17 protein-coding genes are annotated in these 17,329 nt (G+C 60.9%); 11 read left to right on the top strand and 6 right to left on the bottom strand.

All coding sequences use genetic code 11. From position 1 onward, the window contains the following. Window positions 1-10: 10 nt before the first annotated feature. The 8 genes from JQ611_RS29270 to JQ611_RS29235 all read left to right on the top strand — a co-directional run bounded on the left by JQ611_RS29270 (window position 11) and on the right by JQ611_RS29235 (window position 8,159). Window positions 11-907 carry a cytochrome c oxidase subunit 3 gene (locus tag JQ611_RS29270; protein WP_212390727.1) on the top strand — a complete coding sequence of 299 codons (897 nt, stop codon included), beginning with the start codon at window positions 11-13 and terminating at the stop codon, window positions 905-907. Between the two features lie 355 nt (window positions 908-1,262). Continuing rightward, window positions 1,263-2,333, top strand: a complete 1,071-nt coding sequence (locus JQ611_RS29265; protein WP_212390728.1) for a hypothetical protein — start codon at window positions 1,263-1,265, stop codon at window positions 2,331-2,333. Window positions 2,334-2,552: 219 nt separating this feature from the next. Further along, window positions 2,553-2,738 (top strand): hypothetical protein, encoded by a 186-nt coding sequence (locus JQ611_RS29260; protein ID WP_212467393.1) that lies wholly within the window; start codon window positions 2,553-2,555, stop codon window positions 2,736-2,738. A gap of 71 nt (window positions 2,739-2,809) precedes the next feature. Beyond that, window positions 2,810-3,667, top strand: a complete 858-nt coding sequence (locus tag JQ611_RS29255; RefSeq protein WP_212467392.1) for an outer membrane protein — start codon at window positions 2,810-2,812, stop codon at window positions 3,665-3,667. Between the two features lie 595 nt (window positions 3,668-4,262). Then, window positions 4,263-4,649: a DUF983 domain-containing protein gene (locus JQ611_RS29250; protein ID WP_249133543.1), complete on the top strand. Its 387-nt coding sequence runs from the start codon at window positions 4,263-4,265 to the stop codon at window positions 4,647-4,649. Continuing rightward, window positions 4,646-5,422 (top strand): SURF1 family protein, encoded by a 777-nt coding sequence (locus JQ611_RS29245; protein WP_212265266.1) that lies wholly within the window; start codon window positions 4,646-4,648, stop codon window positions 5,420-5,422. The genes JQ611_RS29250 and JQ611_RS29245 overlap by 4 nt, the downstream gene beginning before the upstream one ends. 205 nt (window positions 5,423-5,627) lie before the next feature. Next, the gene (locus tag JQ611_RS29240) at window positions 5,628-6,869 is read left to right on the top strand and encodes a threonine ammonia-lyase (RefSeq protein ID WP_212390731.1); all 1,242 of its coding nucleotides are present in this window, start codon (window positions 5,628-5,630) and stop codon (window positions 6,867-6,869) included. 105 nt (window positions 6,870-6,974) lie between these two features. Then, complete coding sequence (locus tag JQ611_RS29235; RefSeq protein WP_212467391.1) at window positions 6,975-8,159, top strand: NADH:flavin oxidoreductase/NADH oxidase; 1,185 nt, start codon at window positions 6,975-6,977, stop codon at window positions 8,157-8,159. A gap of 117 nt (window positions 8,160-8,276) precedes the next feature. Here JQ611_RS29235 and JQ611_RS29230 read toward each other — a convergent pair whose 3' ends face one another. The 4 genes from JQ611_RS29230 to JQ611_RS29215 all read right to left on the bottom strand — a co-directional run bounded on the left by JQ611_RS29230 (window position 8,277) and on the right by JQ611_RS29215 (window position 12,548). Beyond that, the gene (locus JQ611_RS29230; RefSeq protein WP_212467390.1) at window positions 8,277-9,374 is read right to left on the bottom strand and encodes an ABC transporter ATP-binding protein; all 1,098 of its coding nucleotides are present in this window, start codon (window positions 9,372-9,374) and stop codon (window positions 8,277-8,279) included. Window positions 9,375-9,512: 138 nt separating this feature from the next. Continuing rightward, window positions 9,513-10,799 (bottom strand): ABC transporter substrate-binding protein, encoded by a 1,287-nt coding sequence (locus JQ611_RS29225; protein ID WP_212390734.1) that lies wholly within the window; start codon window positions 10,797-10,799, stop codon window positions 9,513-9,515. Between the two features lie 59 nt (window positions 10,800-10,858). Then, window positions 10,859-11,695, bottom strand: a complete 837-nt coding sequence (locus tag JQ611_RS29220) for a carbohydrate ABC transporter permease (RefSeq protein WP_211997879.1) — start codon at window positions 11,693-11,695, stop codon at window positions 10,859-10,861. Window positions 11,696-11,699: 4 nt separating this feature from the next. After that, window positions 11,700-12,548, bottom strand: a complete 849-nt coding sequence (locus JQ611_RS29215) for a carbohydrate ABC transporter permease (protein ID WP_249119074.1) — start codon at window positions 12,546-12,548, stop codon at window positions 11,700-11,702. Between the two features lie 293 nt (window positions 12,549-12,841). Between JQ611_RS29215 and JQ611_RS41955 the strand changes: the two genes are divergently transcribed. Next, on the top strand, window positions 12,842-13,441 hold the full coding sequence (locus JQ611_RS41955; protein WP_249133542.1) for a nuclear transport factor 2 family protein: 600 nt from the start codon (window positions 12,842-12,844) through the stop codon (window positions 13,439-13,441). Window positions 13,442-13,535: 94 nt separating this feature from the next. On the opposite strand, the gene JQ611_RS29205 is transcribed toward JQ611_RS41955, so the two are convergent. Then, the gene (locus JQ611_RS29205) at window positions 13,536-14,831 is read right to left on the bottom strand and encodes an ATP-binding protein (protein WP_312012247.1); all 1,296 of its coding nucleotides are present in this window, start codon (window positions 14,829-14,831) and stop codon (window positions 13,536-13,538) included. 107 nt (window positions 14,832-14,938) lie between these two features. Between JQ611_RS29205 and JQ611_RS29200 the strand changes: the two genes are divergently transcribed. Next, a complete protein-coding gene (locus JQ611_RS29200; RefSeq protein ID WP_212265259.1) occupies window positions 14,939-15,583 on the top strand; it encodes a response regulator transcription factor in 645 nt (214 codons plus the stop codon). Window positions 15,584-16,193: 610 nt separating this feature from the next. Then, a complete protein-coding gene (locus JQ611_RS29195) occupies window positions 16,194-16,406 on the top strand; it encodes a hypothetical protein (protein ID WP_409363329.1) in 213 nt (70 codons plus the stop codon). Window positions 16,407-16,487: 81 nt separating this feature from the next. Here the strand turns inward: JQ611_RS29195 and JQ611_RS29190 are convergent, their stop codons facing one another. Then, window positions 16,488-16,811: a hypothetical protein gene (locus JQ611_RS29190; RefSeq protein ID WP_212265257.1), complete on the bottom strand. Its 324-nt coding sequence runs from the start codon at window positions 16,809-16,811 to the stop codon at window positions 16,488-16,490. Window positions 16,812-17,329: the final 518 nt, after the last annotated feature.

Raw genomic sequence — 17,329 nt, 5'->3', positions numbered from 1 at the left:
AGAGACCGCAATGGCTACGGCGCACGCGAAGCACCACGACTACCACCTCGTCGATCCGAGCCCGTGGCCGGTCGTCGGCTCGATCTCGGCCTTCATCATGGCCGTCGGTGCGATCGGCTGGATGCACCATATGTATGCGGCGGCGCCGATCGTGTTCGGCGCCGGCACCATCGGCGTGCTCTACACCATGGCGAGCTGGTGGGGCGACGTGATCCGCGAAGCCCAGTTCAAGGGCGACCACACCCGCGTGGTGCAGATCAGCCACCGTTACGGCATGATCCTGTTCATCGCCTCCGAGGTGATGTTCTTCGTCGCCTGGTTCTGGGCCTTCTTCAATTCCGCGCTGTTCCCGGCCGATGCCATTCACGCCACCCGCGACGCGGTGTTCGGCTGTGGCGCCGGCACGGCCGCGGGCGCCTGCAGCGTGCCGGGCACCTGGCCGCCGAAGGGCATCGAGACCTTCGACCCCTGGCATCTGCCGCTCCTCAATACGCTGCTGCTGCTGACCTCGGGCACCACGGTGACCTGGGCGCATCACGCGCTGCTGGAAGGCGATCGCAAGGGTCTGAAATACGGCCTGATCCTCACCGTCGTGCTCGGCGCGTTGTTCACCTGCGTGCAGGCCTATGAATACGCCCACGCCACATTCCACTTCTCCGGCAACATGTATGGCGCGACCTTCTTCATGGCGACCGGCTTCCACGGTTTCCACGTGCTGGTCGGCACCGTGTTCCTGCTGGTCTGCCTGTTCCGCGCCTATGCCGGACACTTCACGCCGACCCAGCATCTCGGCTTCGAATTCGCCGCCTGGTACTGGCACTTCGTCGACGTGGTGTGGCTGTTCCTGTTCATCTGCATCTATGTCTGGTTCCGCGGCGCTGACGCTGTCGGGCACGCCGCGCATTGATCTGGCATCATTTTGTTACAAGAGGGCGGCCGCAGGGCCGCCCTTTTTCTTTCGTTTGCCTTTTGGGCTAACGATCGAGATGCGTGTATCGCCGGGCGTTAACCATCCTCATGCTGACACGGTCACCGACGGGTGAAGTCTCGGATCGTGACAGCATGGAGACCGGTTCAGCGCTAGCCGGAGCGGCTTGCCGGTTTGGGTAATCCTTCTGCGCACTCACTCTTGCGTCGTCCCCCGAATACTCTGAACAGGCTACCGGGCGGTCGGGGGAGCTCCCGCGCGTGCCGATAGACTGAACGATTACCGCTGGAAGATATTGAACATCGCGAATTTCGAAAATTGGAGGAGCCGCCTTTTGGCGGCGACGCTCGTGCCGAAGAGTAGCAAGCGCGATTGGATCGCGGGCGCACACCCGGACGACGTATCGATCTTTTCTCAGCCCTGGTTCGTAGATATCGCGTACAGGAAGGAGCACCGGGTAGCCAAAGCATTCAACAGAGCCGGCAAGCTGATATGCGCTTTTCCGTATTGCCAAACAAACGTACTGGGCATTTTTCCAAGGATAACAAGTTTAGATAACTGGAGACGGCTCAGCTCATTCGTCTTTCTCGACAAGCACATCAGTGATGAAGAGAAACGAGGTGCGATTGCCGATATTATAAAGCAGCTACCTGGATCGATTGGTTACTGCCAATTCATCCTGGATGATGATTCCGGCATCATTCGCGATGCGTTCATCAAGGCCGGGTTTGAATGCATCAAAATACCCAAATACGTCCGTTCACCCAGCAAACAAAATTATGAGCGTGACGCGTATGCGCAAGCCAGAGAAAAAGTACTGAAAACCATTTCAAGAGACGGAAGAACTAGATACCGAACCGCATTGGAACAAGCTAAAATAGAGGATATCTCAGCGTCTGACTTTTGTAAGTTTTATCAGAGCAATCTTACCAGTAATGGCGCGCAGAGCTATGCTCCGCTGAGCATTGCAGAGGCACTCATCGAGAATGGCGTCCGTCGTCAGAAAGCGTTCGCGCTTGCGGTAAAAGACAAAGACGGCATAGAAGCCGCCGCCGCTTTCCTGTTTGATTCAGGAGCGATCTATGCGTGGATGGCAACCAGAAAGTATCATCCGCAAAGCACGAAATTTCGTGGTGATGATAAACATAAAAAATACTTCATTGATATATTGGTCATCGAAGCCATGATCTTCGCGGAATTGCATGGCCTAATTTATGATGCCGAAATTGTTCCTGTTGAAACAGACGGCGCCCCCAGAAATCCGCACAAGGTTTTTGTCAACGAGAAGATACTTCACCTTTCGAAAAGAGAATCCAGATTTCTTTTCCAAAGAGTGGGGTGGTGGTATCACGGGGCAAGGCGGTTTTTTTACACGGCGAGGGATTTTTGCAAAGCGACCGGTTGATATGATCGGATGACGCTCGACTTGACCGTCGGGGGCCGATCCTTGCGAGGCGCTGCCCCTGCGTCGCGCCGTGCTGCTTGGAAATTTCATCCAGGCTGCTTCAAATTTGCTCCTCAAGGCTCTGATGCTTGGTCCTGTGGCCACTCCACCACGGGCAGCAAACCGCCATCATCCGTAGCCTCCGGATATGTCGGCGCAGGCCTTGATCTACCGGAAGAGGTGCAGCCGCACGGCCTTGGCGGCTGCAAGCGCGGCGTTGATGCGCTCGCTGACGAGGCGCCGCTCATGCTCGGCTACACCACGATGCCGATCGTCAGCGATTGGCGGTCCCAGGCCGGCGGACGGGTTGGCAAGAGCGGAACAGGGTTCCGCATGTTCGTCCGAAATGTCGCGACTGTGGCCTGAACGATACATCTGGGCACGATGAACCCGTTTAAGCTTTGGTTCGGGCCATTCAACGAGCGCTGGGGCTTTTTATGAAAAAACTTGCTTTGGCAATATCCGTTCTCGCGTCCAGCGCCATGGGCGCATCCGCTGCCGACATGGCTGTGAAAGCCCCTCGCTACGCGCCTGAAGCAGCGGTTTCGACCTGGACAGGCTTTTATGTTGGAGCCTCGCTCGGCGGCGAGCAGGCCAACGCCGATTGGACCACGACGTCGATTGGCGTTGTCGCGCCGGGCTTTGTAATTCCTCCCCCAACGGTAGACGGTAGTTCGCCTAGAGGCTTTCGCCCCTCAAACGGTCGCTACGGCGGCTTTGCAGGATACGACTACCAGTTCGCGCCTCAATGGGTTGCCGGCATTGTCCTCGATGCCGCGTATTTTGATGGTACCGTCACGACGGTGGGCGCGCCCGGCTGCACGGTCACCTGCATTCTGGGTGTCCCGGGCCCCGGCGCCAATGTATCGAGCGTGAAAGCTCGATGGGATGCGAATGTGCGGGGGCGGCTCGGATACCTGGTAGCTCCCAATGTTCTGCTCTATGGGACTGGCGGTATCGCGTTCCAGAACTTCTCCAACTCCATAACCTGCGAAACCAGCTTTACTGATCCCCTTTGCGGACCAACTCCAATCCCCCTTCTTACGACGGCGACGAACAGCTCCACCCGAACGGGCTGGACGGCCGGCGTCGGCATCGACACGAAAATCTTCGCAAACTGGATGCTTCGTGCTGAGTATCGTTACTCGGACTTCGGAACGTGGAGCAATTCGCTGGTGCTGGTATCCCCCGGTGTTTCAGTTGTGACGGTAGCCACGGATTTGAAACTCAATACGCACATTGGAATGATAGGAATAGCGTACCGGTTTGGTGGCCCCGTCGTTGCAAGGTACTGAGTTCTCCAAACTTTCCACCCATTAAAGCCACGCACACCTCGCTGTGCGCCGCTTAGGGCAGTCGCCTCGAAGGCGCTGGGAAAAATGGGTCTGCGGTGTCGCGGCCGCCATAAACTGATTCCGGCATTCCAGCAGACAGGCTTGGGAATCCGGAGATCGCTCGCGAGTTGCTTCATCGAGGGCGAGGAGTGCGCAAGCGGATGGTGCGATCCGGTGGGGCATTGTCGTTCGTCCGCTATTCCCGCGCTTACGATGCCGACGAGATCGCTGCGAGAGAGAACCGTGCGGGCCTGTGGTCCGGATCGATCATCGCGTCGTGGGACTGGCGGCAGCGGAACAAAACGGCCATTATTCACTCGGGGAGCCTTGAGGTGGAGGCAACCCAGTAGTACGCGAATGGCTCTCCAATAAGTAGCTTGCGGTACATATGAAGGTGGCGTAGGCCGCCTCCGGCCGCCGTTTCTTGGAACGCCGACGCTTCGCGTCGGCCAGGGCACCGAATGACGGGTCTGTCGCCGCGGATAGAGACCCCTCACCCGCCCTCGCTTCGCGAGTGCACCCTCTCCCACAAGGGGAGAGGGGAAGAAGGATGCAAATGGACGAGACACTTCCCACGCTGACCGAGAGCGCATTGCGCGGCATCGCCTGCCGTTGCCCGCGCTGCGGCAAGGGCAAGCTCTACGCGGGCTTCATCGATTTGCGGCCGAACTGCGAGGCCTGCGGGCTCGATTACGCCTTCATCGATGCCGGCGACGGGCCGGCGATTTTCATCATCATGATCGCCGGTGCGATCGTGGTCGGATCGGCCTTGATCGTGGAGATAAAATACCAGCCGCCGTTCTGGCTGCATGCGGCGCTGTGGCTGCCGCTGATTCTGGCGACCACGCTGTTGCCGCTGCGCTCGATGAAGTCGCTGCTGATCGCGCTGCAATACCATCACAAGGCCGCACCCGGCCGCCTGATCGACCGCGAGCCGAAATGACCGGCGTCGTTGCGCGGCGGCGTGGTACGCTCGGCTTTGCCATCTTCACGCTCGTGATGATCGTGACCTGCCTGAGCCTTGGGATCTGGCAATTGCAGCGGCGCGACCAGAAGCACGCGCTGATCGCCGCCCTGAACGAAAGGCTGGCCGATGCGCCCAAGGCGCTGCCGGAACAGGCGCAGTGGGGCACGCTGACACCGGCCAAAGACGAATTCCGCCGCGTCAGTTTCACCGGAGCTTACGCGCGGCTTCCCGATGTGATGGTCTATAGCTCCGGCTCTTCGGTCCGTAACGACGTGTCCGGCCCCGGCACCTGGGCGTTCCTGCCGGCGCAAACCGCCGATGGGGCAATCGTCGCGGTCAATACCGGCTTCGTGCAGAACACGATGCAGGATCGCGCCCAGCAGGATCGCGCGGTCGGCCGTCTCGTCACCGGCCAGCCGGTCAAATTCACCGGCTATCTCCGCTTTCCGGAAGCCGCCGGCACGCTGACGCCGTCGGAAAACATCGCCAAGCGGCTCTGGTTCACCCGCGATCATCTTGCGATGGCGCGCGCGCTCGGCTGGGGCGAGGGCGGCAAGAATGTCGCGCCGTTTTATATCGATCTGGAATCACCGGTGCCCGAGAGCGGCATTCCGAAACCGGGGCCGCTCAATGTCCATCTCAAGGACGACCACATGCAATACGCCATCACCTGGTTCAGCCTGGCGGCGGCAGTCGTGATCGCCTTCGGCGTGTGGTGGCGCGCGCAAAGGCGGAGCGCAGCTTCGTAGCTTCTTGGTGTCGTAGGGTGGGTTAGCGAAGCGTAACCCACCATCCTCGTCCCTTACTCGGTGGGTTACGCCTTCGGCTAACCCACCCTACGAAGCCACTGTATTTTTTCTTGAAATAGCTTCATAGGGTGGGTTGGGTAGCGTAACCCGCCGTCTCCGTCTTCGCCCTTACTGCGTGGAACGTGTCGGCAGAGATTCGATAGCCATGACCGAGACGTTGAAAGCTTCCCTCGCGCACCTGCCGGTTACCCTTCGCGATATCGAGGCGGCGGCAGGCGTGCTCGCCGGCTTCGTGAAGCGGACGAGCTTCGAGCCTAGTCGTACGTTGTCCGACATCACGGGCGCGAACATATGGCTGAAATTCGAAAACCTGCAGTTTACGGCGACGTTCAAGGAGCGCGGCGCGCTCAATCGGCTGTCTGCGTTATCGGCCGACGAACGGCGGCGCGGTGTGACAGCCGCCTCGGCGGGCAACCACGCACAGGGCGTGGCCTATCACGCGGCCTGCCTCTCGATCCCTGCAACCATCTTCATGCCGGTGGGAACTCCAACTGTGAAGATCGAGAACACGCGCCGGCACGGTGCGACCGTGATCGAGGGTGGGGCGACGCTGGAGGATACCGCCACCCTCGCCACCGACTACGGTCGAAAACAGGGTTTGACGTATATCCATCCCTATGACGATCCGTTGATCATCGCGGGTCAAGGTACCATCGCGCTCGAGATGCTGGCTTCGGTGCCCGATCTCGATGTCCTGATCGTTCCAATCGGGGGCGGCGGCCTGATATCCGGCATGGCCGTTGCCGCCAAGACCCTCAAGCCGGATATCGAGATCGTCGGCGTCCAGGCCGCGCTTTATCCCTCGATGTACAACCTCATCAAGGGAGAACATCTTGCGATGCGCGGTGATACGCTCGCGGAGGGCATTGCCGTCAAGGCGCCCGGCCAGATCACGTCGAAGATCGTGCGCGCGCTCGTCGATGATATCGTACTCGTCACCGAACAGCAGATTGAGCACGCGTTGAGCCTTTTCATCACCATCGAGAAGTCGGTGACCGAGGGTGCGGGGGCGGCGGGCCTGGCGGCCGTGCTCGCCGATCAGGCCCGCTTCAAGGGCCGTTCGCTCGGCCTGGTGCTGAGCGGAGGCAATATCGACACGCGGCTCCTTTCCGGTGTGCTGACGCGTCAACTCGCGAGGGAAGGTCGGCTTTCGAAGCTGAAGTTCGACATCGTGGATCGGCCCGGACAGCTCGGCACGGTTGTCGCCGTCCTGGCCAAGGCAGGCGCCAATATCGTCGAGGTGTCGCATCAACGCATCTTCACCGACCTGCCAGCCAAGGCGGTGGTCCTTGAGGTTGTCATCGAAACCCGAGACCGGACCCATCTTGAGGCGACCATCGCCTCCCTGAAGGCCGCCAGCCTCGATGTCGATGTCGGTGGCGACTAGGGGGCCGAAGCGCGTCGCTGCATGCATGACATGCAAGGGCTGGCTGGACCGTGGATTTCAAATGATGGATCATTCGCTACCCGCAGTTCACGCCACAGGCCACCGATGTCCGACGCGCCCCCCGCCGATCCCGCACGCCCCCTGCTGTTCCAGCCGTTCAGCATTCGCGGTCTGACGCTGAAGAACCGCCTGGTGGTGCCGCCGATGGTGCATTACCGCGCCGATCCCGGGGCGACCTGCGGCATGTTTCATCAGGTGCATCTCGGTCGTTACGCGCTCGGCGGTTTTGGTCTGGTGTTTGTCGAAGCTACCGGCGTCGAGGAAATCGGCCTGATCAACGAGTTCGATCTCGGCATCTGGAACGACGCCCAGGTCGAAAGCTTCAAGCCGCTGATATCATTCATGAGACGGGAGAACACCGCGATCGGTCTTCAGCTCGCGCATGGCGGCCGCAAATCGTCCTCGCAAAAGGCGATGGACGGCATGGGCCCGCTGACGCCGGAAGAGATCAAGGCCGGCGCCAAATTATGGCAGCCGGTCGGTCCGACCAGCGAACCGGTGGCGCCGGGATGGCTGACGCCGCGCCAGCTCACCGCCGAAGACTGCCGCGCCATGGTGAAGACCTGGGCCAACGCCGCCAAGAACGCGGTCAAGGCGGGCTTCGACGTGATCGAGGTTCATATGGCCCATGGCTATCTGCTGGCCTCGTTCCTGTCGCCGATATCAAACACCCGCAACGACGAATATGGCGGCGACCGAAGGGGGCGGATGCGGCTGCCGCTCGACATCGTCGAGGCGGTACGGCGCGAAATGCCGGACACGATGCCGCTGTTCGTGCGCGTGTCCTCGGTCGACGGCGCGCAGAACGGCTGGAACATGGACGACACGGTGGCGCTGGCGCATGAATTGAAAGCGCGCGGCGTCGACGTGGTCGACTGCTCCTCCGGCGGCATTTCCGGTTCGGCAACGGCTGCCCAAGTGCCGCGCGGCCTCGGCTTCCAGGTGCCTTATGCTGAAAGAGTCCGCAAGGAAGTCGACATCGCGACCATGGCGGTCGGCATCATCCTCGAGGCCGGGCAGGCCGAAGCGGTGCTGGAAAAAGGCCAGGCCGATTTGATCGCGATCGGGCGGCAGTCGCAGTACAATCCCAACATCGCCCATCACTGGGCCCATGATCTCGGCATCAACCGCAAGTTCGAAGACTGGGCGCCCGAATATGGCTGGTGGTTGGAAAAGCGAATCCGGACCATGGAAGGGTTTGCCAGCCCGACCGGCGCCGTGAAGCGGTGAGGGGTTCTTTCTTCGTCATGCCCGGGCTTGTCCCGGGCATCCACGACTTTCTTCTCATTCGTCCGAGTTAAGACGTGGATGGCCGGGTCAAGCCCGGCCATGACGGAGAGGGAGGAATCAACCCGTAATCGGCAATTCCGTCTCCGGATCGAAGAAATGCAGCCGGCCGGGCTGGGCCGAGACGCGGACCTGATCGCCACGCGCGATCACCGTTTCCGCTGGCACCCGGGCCACCGTGATGCCGTGGCTCCCCACGCGGGTCTCGAGCAGGATCTCGGAGCCGAGCTGCTCGACGACCTCGACATGGGCGTCAAAGCTTGCGCCCGGCGCGCCCTCGCCGAGGGCGAGATGTTCGGGCCGCGCCCCCATGATCACGGGCTTGTCATGATAGGGCGCGAGCGCACGCGCATCCGCGCCGCCGACCGTCAGCTTGAGGCCATCAGCCTCGACCGTCGTCGCGCCGCCATCGCTGCGCACGGTGACGCTGACAAAATTCATCGCGGGCGCGCCGATGAAACCGGCGACGAACTTGTTGGCGGGCTTGCCGTAGACCTGCAGCGGCGTGCCGACCTGCTGCACCCGGCCGTCGCGCATGATCACGACCCGGTCGCCCAGCGTCATGGCCTCGACCTGGTCGTGGGTCACGAAAACAGACGTGGTCGGAATGGCGGCGTGCAGGCGCTTGATCTCGATCCGCATCTGCGCGCGCAGCTTGGCGTCGAGGTTCGACAGCGGCTCGTCGAACAAAAACACTTCCGGATTGCGCACGATGCAGCGGCCGAGCGCGACGCGCTGCTGCTGGCCGCCGGATAATTGCTTCGGTTTGCGCGCCAGCAATTCGTGCAGTCCGAGCATGTTTGCCGCGCGGTCGATCGCGGCCTTGATCTCGGCTTCCGAAGTCTTCTTGTTGCGCAGGCCGAAGGCGAGATTGTCGTAGACGCTCATGTGCTGATAGAGCGCGTAATTCTGGAACACCATCGCGATGTCGCGGTCGCGCGGCGGCAGGTCGTTGACGACCCGGTTGCCGATGCGGATGTCACCGCTACTGATGTCCTCCAGCCCCGCGATCATGCGTAGCGTCGTCGACTTGCCGCAGCCGGACGGGCCGACCAGCGCCACGAACTCCTTGTCGGAGATCTCGAGATCGACGTCCTTTACGGCGTGGAACAGCGAGCCATAATGCTTGTTGAGCTTGCTGAGTGAAATCGCTGCCATTTACCCGCCGTTACTGTACTAGAGCGTTTTCGAGCGAAGTGGATACCGGTTCGCGTGAAGAAAACGCGTCAAGATAAAGATCATGTTGACCCAAAACAATCCCGCCGCGACTTCCCGCGGCGGGATATTGCTTTCGACTTATTGCGCCGCCTTGCTGACCAGCGGCGCGCCTTCGGCCAGCACCTTGGCGATGTCCTCGCGCTTGCCGGTGACGGCCTTGGTGACGGTGTCGTTGAACGCCTTGTGCACGGCGGGCCATTGCGGGAAGTAATAGGCGCCGCGCACCTTGTCCGGCGAATCCAGCACCGATTCCTTCAAGAGCTTCATGAACGCATCTTCCGCCGCGATCTCCGCCCAGAACTCGGTGTTGGGCGGCGGCGCGCCGGTCGCCTTGAACAGCTTCTTCTGGCCTTCCTTGTCCAGCATCATCGCGTTAAGCATTTCCTTGGCCTTCTTCTTACGCTCCGGCGAGATCGACTTCGGGATCGCCCAGCCCCAGATGTCGTCCCAGGCGAACGGCTTGGCGCGGTCGGGACCGAGCGGGAAACGCGTCGCAGCCACCTTGCCAACGATCTTCGACTTGGCCGGATCGTTGAACGTGCCCCACCACAGCGAGTCCGCCACCGTGAACGCGGCGTCGCCGGCCATGAACACGGCGTTGGCTTCGTTGCGGTCATAGGCCGGCATGCCGCGCGGCACGATCTTGTGGGTATTGATCGCATCCCACCAATATTCGACGTTCTTCTGCATGCAGGGCTCGGTCATGCCCGACTTCCATCCTGCCGCGGCGAGCTTCTTGTTGTCGCGCTCGTAGGGCGGCAGCAGCACGTCGCAATTGTTGCCCCACATCGACCAGAACCAGGTGAACCAGGAGTTGTTCATCGACGCGCCGGCGACATAGCCGAACTTCACCTTGCCGTCAGCCTGCAGCTTCTTGCTCACGGTGACGAGTTCATCCAGCGTCTTCGGCACTTCCTCGGGCTTGACGAGGTCGGAGCGGTAGAAGAACACGCTGAAGGTCTGGCCCATCGGCACGACGGTGTTCTGGCCCTTGTCGTTGCCGAACACGATCGGTGACATGCTCCACTTGGAAGCAAATTTGTTGGCTTCGACGTCATCCATCGGCTCGAGCAGATGCGCCCAGGTCTGGCCCCAATCGTCATTGTGCCAGATCACGTCGTACTGATCGGAGTTCGACGTCAGCGACGCCGTCATCTTCTCGACATAGACGCCGTAGGAGTTCGGCACCTTGACGATCTTGACGCCATTCTTGGCGCCCCAGGCCTCGAACATCGCAATCGAATTGTCCTGGATCGGGCTCGGCTGGTAGCCGATCCGCAGTTCGGTCACCTGGGCGCTCGCGCTTCCTGCGGCCGCCCACAGGGCCACCGTCGTTGCGACAGCCAGTTTTGTCAGTTGCTTCATCGCTTCCCTCCCTCGTTTTTGGTGTTGTTTCCTCGTCGTATTCAGCGTCCCCGTCGTTTCTAGATACGCAGTCCCCGGATCACATATTTCTGCCCGAACAGCGCGACCAGGAACGCCGGCACCAGCGCCATCACGGCGGTCGCCGCCATCAAATTCCAGCGCAGCCCCATCTCGGTGACGAACTGCGCCATGACAACCGTGATCATCGGCACGCGGTTGCCGGTCAGGATCAGCGCGAACAGGAATTCGTTCCAGGTGAACAGCCAGCACAGCACCGCGAGCGCCGAGATCGCCGGCAGCGCCGACGGTATGGCGACGCGGATGAAGGCGCCCCACCGCGTGCAGCCGTCGATCATCGCGGCATATTCCATGCTGGGATCGATGCCGTCGAAAAACCCCTTCATCAGCCACGAGAAGAAGCAGATATGCACCGCGACGTGCGGCAGCAGCAGCCCGGTATAGGTGTCGTAGAGGCCCCAGCTCTGGGTCACGAAATACAGCGGCAGCACCCAGGAAATATAGGGGATGCAGCGGAACACATAGATGGTCCCGAACCAGATCCGCGACGCCGGCCCGGTGAAGCGCGACAGCATGTAGCCGCTGGAGACGGTGACCAGCAGCGAGAAGATGGTCGCCAGCGTCGAGATCAGCGCGCTGTTGAGGAAGGCCGACACGATGCGGTCGTCGGTCAGCACCTCGGCAAAGCTGGCCAGTGTGAATTCGGTGCCACGATGGACGTAATAGACGCCGGATTCTGGCCGCAGCGAGGTCAGGATCAGCCACAACACCGGAAACGCGAACGCAAAGCAGATGCCGAACAGCGCCAGCGCGAACAGCGTCTTGCGGCTCCATTTCGGCAATCCCGGCAGGAAATCGGGGCGGCTTACGATCGGCATCTGATTATGCCTTTGCGATGCGGTCGACGAGGCGGTACAGCACCACGCCGATCACGAGGATGATGAGCCCGCCGATGATCGCCGCCGCCGAGCCGCGGCCGAGATCGAGGTTGAGGAACGCGTGCACATAGGCATAGAGGCTGAACAGCTCGGTCGAGCGGCCCGGCCCGCCGCCGGTCAGCGTCCACACGATGTCGAAGGTGCGAAAGGCGTCGATGGCGCGGATCACCACGCACACCACGATGACCGGGCGCAGCATCGGCAGGGTCAGGAATCTGAACACGCGCCAGGTCGTGGTGCCGTCGATCGCGGCCGCCTCGAACGGCTCCTTCGGCAGGCTCTGTAATCCCGCGAGCAGCAGCAGCGTGAACCACGGCGTCCACAGCCAGATGTCGGTGAGCAGGATGATGCCGAAGGCGCTCCAGCGCTGCACCAGCCAGGGCTGGCCCTCCAGCCCGATAGCCTCCAGCACCGTGTTGACGATGCCGAACTGGTCGTTGAACATCCAGCGGATCATGATCGCGGCGACGACCGGCGCCACCATCAGCGGCACCAGCAGGATCGTCTGCACCAGCTTTTGCCCACGAAACGGGCGGTTGAGCAGCAGCGCCAGCGCCAGTCCCGCCACCAGCGCCCCGGCCACGCTCAGGATCATGAACAGGAAGGTGTTCGGCAGCACCGTGTAGAGAAACGCCGGATCCGACAGCACCGCGTAATAGTGGCTGAAGCCGACCCAGATCTTCTTCGGGTTATAGAGCGCCCAGTCGCGGAAGCTGGCATTGGCGCCGATCACGATCGGCAGCACCTGAAACAGCAGCATCAGGAGTGCCGCCGGCGCAATGAGAAACAGCATGAACCGCTGTTGCTCGCCGAACATTGGACGCCGCGATGCCGACAAGCCCGTTACCCCGCCTTTGCACCAGACTGTCACGACTCTTGTGGTCGGTACGTGCAGAAAGCCCCTTGCATCGGGATTATGGGCGCGGCGTCGGAGGCTAGTCAATCCGCATTGTGGCGTAGGCAGACGCGCGACGCATGCAGTGTGTGGCTGCAAGGTGCAAACGCGCTGCCACGCTTGAATCCGCGTGCTCACCGTTTGTACGGATTGCCGCTACCAGAGATTGCTGGTTCGAAAGTACGGTTGTCTTGAATCCGCTGATCGCGCCTGGAACTTCCGTGGACCCAAATTGTTTTTGGTTTCAAACTGAATTGCGGGTAACCGGTGGTTCAGTGCCCGTTCACGACGATCGCCTTAACTCCGTTGCCTTTCTCGACCCATCGAGCCAGGTGCAGCCAATGGACATGTCGAACCTGCCCAAGAATACTGCCAAGGAAATTGCCAAGGATAACGCCAAGGATATCGCGAACGATATCGATCAGGTGGCTGTTGTCGTCGATTGGCTCGATGCCTGCCGGCGACATGAGCTTGGTCCGCTGCTCGACCTGTACGCGTCCGAAGCAAGGCTCGAATGTGGCTGCAACGGCGGAAACACCTATGCGGGCCGGGCTGCGCTTGAATCATATTGGCGGCCCCGGCTCGAGGCGTTCTCGCCCAATGCCTTCGGACTGGAAGAGATCACGCCGTCTGCCGACGGGGTCATGCTCGATTACCTGAACTCCGAAGGCAGGCCCGTTCGCATTGTCTTCACGTTCGACGCGGCCGGGAAGATTCTGCAAACCCGCTGCGCCCCGTTCGCGCCGGCAACCGCGCCGGATGTCGCTGGTGTGCCGGATCGCGCCTGGTGACGACGCGGTCGCCACTCCAGTTTTCAACCTGATGATCTTTCGCGCTGCATCCTTCGCTGCATCCTTCGCTGCATCCTTGGGCCAGCGGTGCGCCTCACACGCCAGCCGGCAAACGGCACCGGACATAGGTCCGACTGTTCTGCCGCTTGAATTCGAATGTCCCGCTCAGGGCCCGGACGCGCTCGTGCATTCCCGTCAATCCACGGCCAAAGCGCTGGTCCGGTGTAAATCCAACGCCATCGTCGGAAATTTCCACCAATACCTGGTTTCCTTCGATCATCGCCTCGACGCTGATCACGCTGGCATTGGCGTGCCTGAGGACATTGGTCACGCCCTCCTGGATAACCCGGTAGATGGTCTGGGAAAGCAGCCCGTCGACGTCGTTCAGAGCGGGATCGATCCGCACATTCAGCTTGAGGCCGGGCGCCTGTGATCGCGCATACTGCAGCAGGGTCTGGACACTCTTCTCGAGCCCCAGTTCCTGGATATGAAGCGGCCGCAACCGGTCGAGGATACGGCGGTTCGCAAGTTGCAGCGCCTCGACCGATTCAAGCATCGCCTCGACCGAAGCGCCGAGTTTCTTGTGCTGTGCCGCGCCGTCCTGTAGCGCCACCGCGTTGGCCCGGATCCCGAATAGCAAGGGCCCGAGTTCGTCATGAAGGTCGCGCGCGATGTCGCAGCGCTCATCGTCCTGCAGCGAGACGACCTTTCGCAGCAGGCTGCGATTGTCCTGGCTCAGTTGGTTCAGCGTGCGCGCGAGTTCATTGGCCAATTCGGAACTCTTGCGAATCTCCGGCGGACCCGTCGCCGCGATCAGGTGCTGGTAGTCCCCCGTCCGCATCCGGGTCAGGCCTTCACCCAGATTCCGCAGCGCATCGACCACGGTTCCTGCGGTCAAATAGGCGATAATTCCGGTCACCAGCATCAGGGCGATGACGGATGAAACGAGGGCGAGAAAGCCGACCCATTTCTCGTAGATGTCGGCTGAAAGATCGGGCGAAGACAGGATGTCGCCGACCTGCTTTCCATCGATCCTCACCGGAAACGAGGCGCCGATCTCCGGCAGGCCGAGAAGATCGACGAACCAGTGCGGCACGCGTCCAAGCGGGGTGCGTATCTCCGTCGGCAACGGCGTCGCCGTCTCGATACCGGTACGGCGGAAGCGGATGGCCTCGGATGTGCCCAGCGCCTGCACAAATGCGTCGAGCGTTTGCTGCGGGTTGGCGGACGTCAGCAGCGCGCTGTTGAGCGCCTCGGCGACCACCTTTGCCGATCGCGATGCCGGCTCGCTTTCATCCACCAGTTGGGCCGGCGCGAAAAGCTGCAGCGAGACCGCCCCGAGCAGCAGCGCGGCCACGAACATGGTGCCGAGCGGGAGAATTAGCCGCATGCGAAGGGAAAGATTCTGCCACATTCGGACTATTCTAACTCCCGTAGCGCAGGTTTCTCTTTTCAATTATCGCGAAATGCCTATTTATCCCAAAAGGGGCTGCAAGGATGCAGAACATCGCCAAATCGGCAACCAGGATCCTGATCGTCGACGACCATCCCGTGGTCGTTTCCGGATGCCGTTCGCTGTTCGCTTCGGACGCGACGGTGAAAATTGACGACGCCGCGGACGCCAAATCCGGTCACAAGGCCTATATGACGCGGCGACCGGATGTCACAATCATCGATATCAAACTTCCCGACGTCTCGGGGTTTGAGCTGATGCGACGGATCCGCAAGGAGGATCCGGACGCCAAAATCATCATGTTCAGCATGAATGACGACCCTGCCTTCGTGGTTCGCGCGGTGGAAATGGGCGCGCAGGGTTACGTCGCCAAGGGCGACGATCCGCGGACGCTGGTAAAGGCCGTTCGTAAGGTGGCTTCGGGAGAAAATTTCATCTCGCCGCAACTGGCGGAGGCAGTGACGTTCTCGGGCGCTTCCATCAAGGCCAATCCGGCCTCGCAAATGACCGCGCGCGAATTGGAAATCCTGCGCTTGCTGGGCCGCGGCGACAAAATCGTCGAAGTCGCCGACGCGCTCGATATTTCCTACAAGACCGTGGCCAACACCACCTCGCTGCTGAAGCAGAAACTCGGCGCCAAGAACCATTCCGACTTGATCCGGATCGCCGTCGAGATGGAGCTGGGCTGACCGGCGTCAGGAAACTGAACGGGCCGCGCCTGTCGGCGCGACCGTCCATACCGCCGGTGCCTGCTTTCGTCGGGGCAATGGATCGATGAAAGCAGCACCGGGCGAGCGTTTCAGTAGTGACGACGGTGATGGCGCCAGCCGTAATGGTGCCCGCGACCCCGGCCCCAACCGTGATGATGGCCCCGGCCACCGCGGCCCATGCGATGTCCGTGACCGTGCCCACGTCCGTGCTTGACCTGGGTCACTCCGTCATCCGGCACGGTAAGCGGCGCAACTCCCAGCCTGGCGGAAGCGGATGCGGTCATTGCCAGCAGCAGTGCGCAGCCAATCAATGCAATGCGTCTCATGCAGTCGTCCTCCATCGCATGATTGCGACTACGTCTATAAGTTCCCGGCCATATGTTTGTTCCGCTCGCCGGAAAGACCGAGGTCTTTAGTGGGCGGTATTGCTGACTATTCCCGATCTGTTACCGAGCCGGCTCGCTGCGCATAGGCCAGGATGGAATCCGGGAAGTGCAAACCATTCGGGAAAAAGTGGAACATCCGGTTTCTCCGCGGGTTGCTGATGGCATCACTAAAATCGGAGGAGGATACCTTGAAGAAATTTCTGATGATCGGCGCACTGGCGTTTGCCGCAACGAGCGTAGCCGGGACCGCGATGGCTGCCGAATATTACGTCGTTCGCGACAGCACCACGAAGAAGTGCACCGTGGTCGAAACCAAGCCGGTCAGCACGACCACCGTCGTCGTCGACAACGGCATCTACAAGACCAAGACGGAGGCCGAAACCGGCATGAAGACGACCAAGGTCTGCACGGAGTAACGACAGACCCTTCCAGGAGAAAGGGCCGCGGTTTTGCCGCGGCCCTTTTTGCGTTTCGATTTGGCTGTGCGTGCCCGTCAGTTACGGTCGCTCGACGTTGGTGATGGTTTTGCTCCCCCCCGCGTCGGTGAGCGTAAACTTGACCCGGTCGCCGGCGTGCAGGACGTTCAACAGATTGCCCTGGATCTTGGTCTTGAGCTCTTCGGCAGGACCCTCTGTTTTAGCGCCGTCGGTGTTGGCGCCGACGGTGCCGCTCTGCGTTGGAGTCCGGTGCAACTGGATTGCGATCGTCCCGTCGGTCCGGTCAATTCGCGTGACCGTTCCCGTCATCGCTTGCTGGGCTGAGGCCGCTGAAACGAGGGTGAGGGCGGCCAGTCCAGCCAGCATGATCTTTGCCGTTTTCATGGAAGTCTCCCGGAATTCGAAGCGTTGACAATAATGCCGACAGGACCGGATTGTTCCCGCCGCATTTTCGTTGGCAAGTGCAATCTGATTTGTTTGTGTGTTCTTAATCTGATGTGTTTGTGTGTTTTTTTCATGTGAGCGCGCTTGCAGGCCTCGAAATTCGAGTGGCGAATGTTCCGCTTGCAATGACGGTTGGCTGCGACAAAACAACCCGACGGGCAAATCAGTTCTGATTTACGGAAATCGTGTCAAGCCCCAAAATAAAAAATATTTCTGTTTACCAGAAGGAAAATCAGATGCATATCTTTGCCCATCCCGTCCTACTCAGAAGGGCGTCGGCCGTCGTCACGGACGTTGGGCGGGTTGCGGTGGACGCTTGTTTGCGCTGAGACGACGGCGCGGACGAGCGTACGGCAAAACCGTGTGGTCCTGGCGCCCGTTGCAGGCGTCAAGCTGTCGGAGAAGCGCAAGCGGGAACGGCAGCGACGGAGTCAACCAAGAACTCGTCTCCGGGGAGA

The sequence above is a fragment of the Bradyrhizobium sp. AUGA SZCCT0182 genome (genome assembly GCF_018130185.1).
Lineage (GTDB): Bacteria > Pseudomonadota > Alphaproteobacteria > Rhizobiales > Xanthobacteraceae > Bradyrhizobium.
The sequence above is the reverse complement of the archived record's forward strand: the minus strand, read 5'-3'. Positions and strand labels throughout refer to the sequence as shown.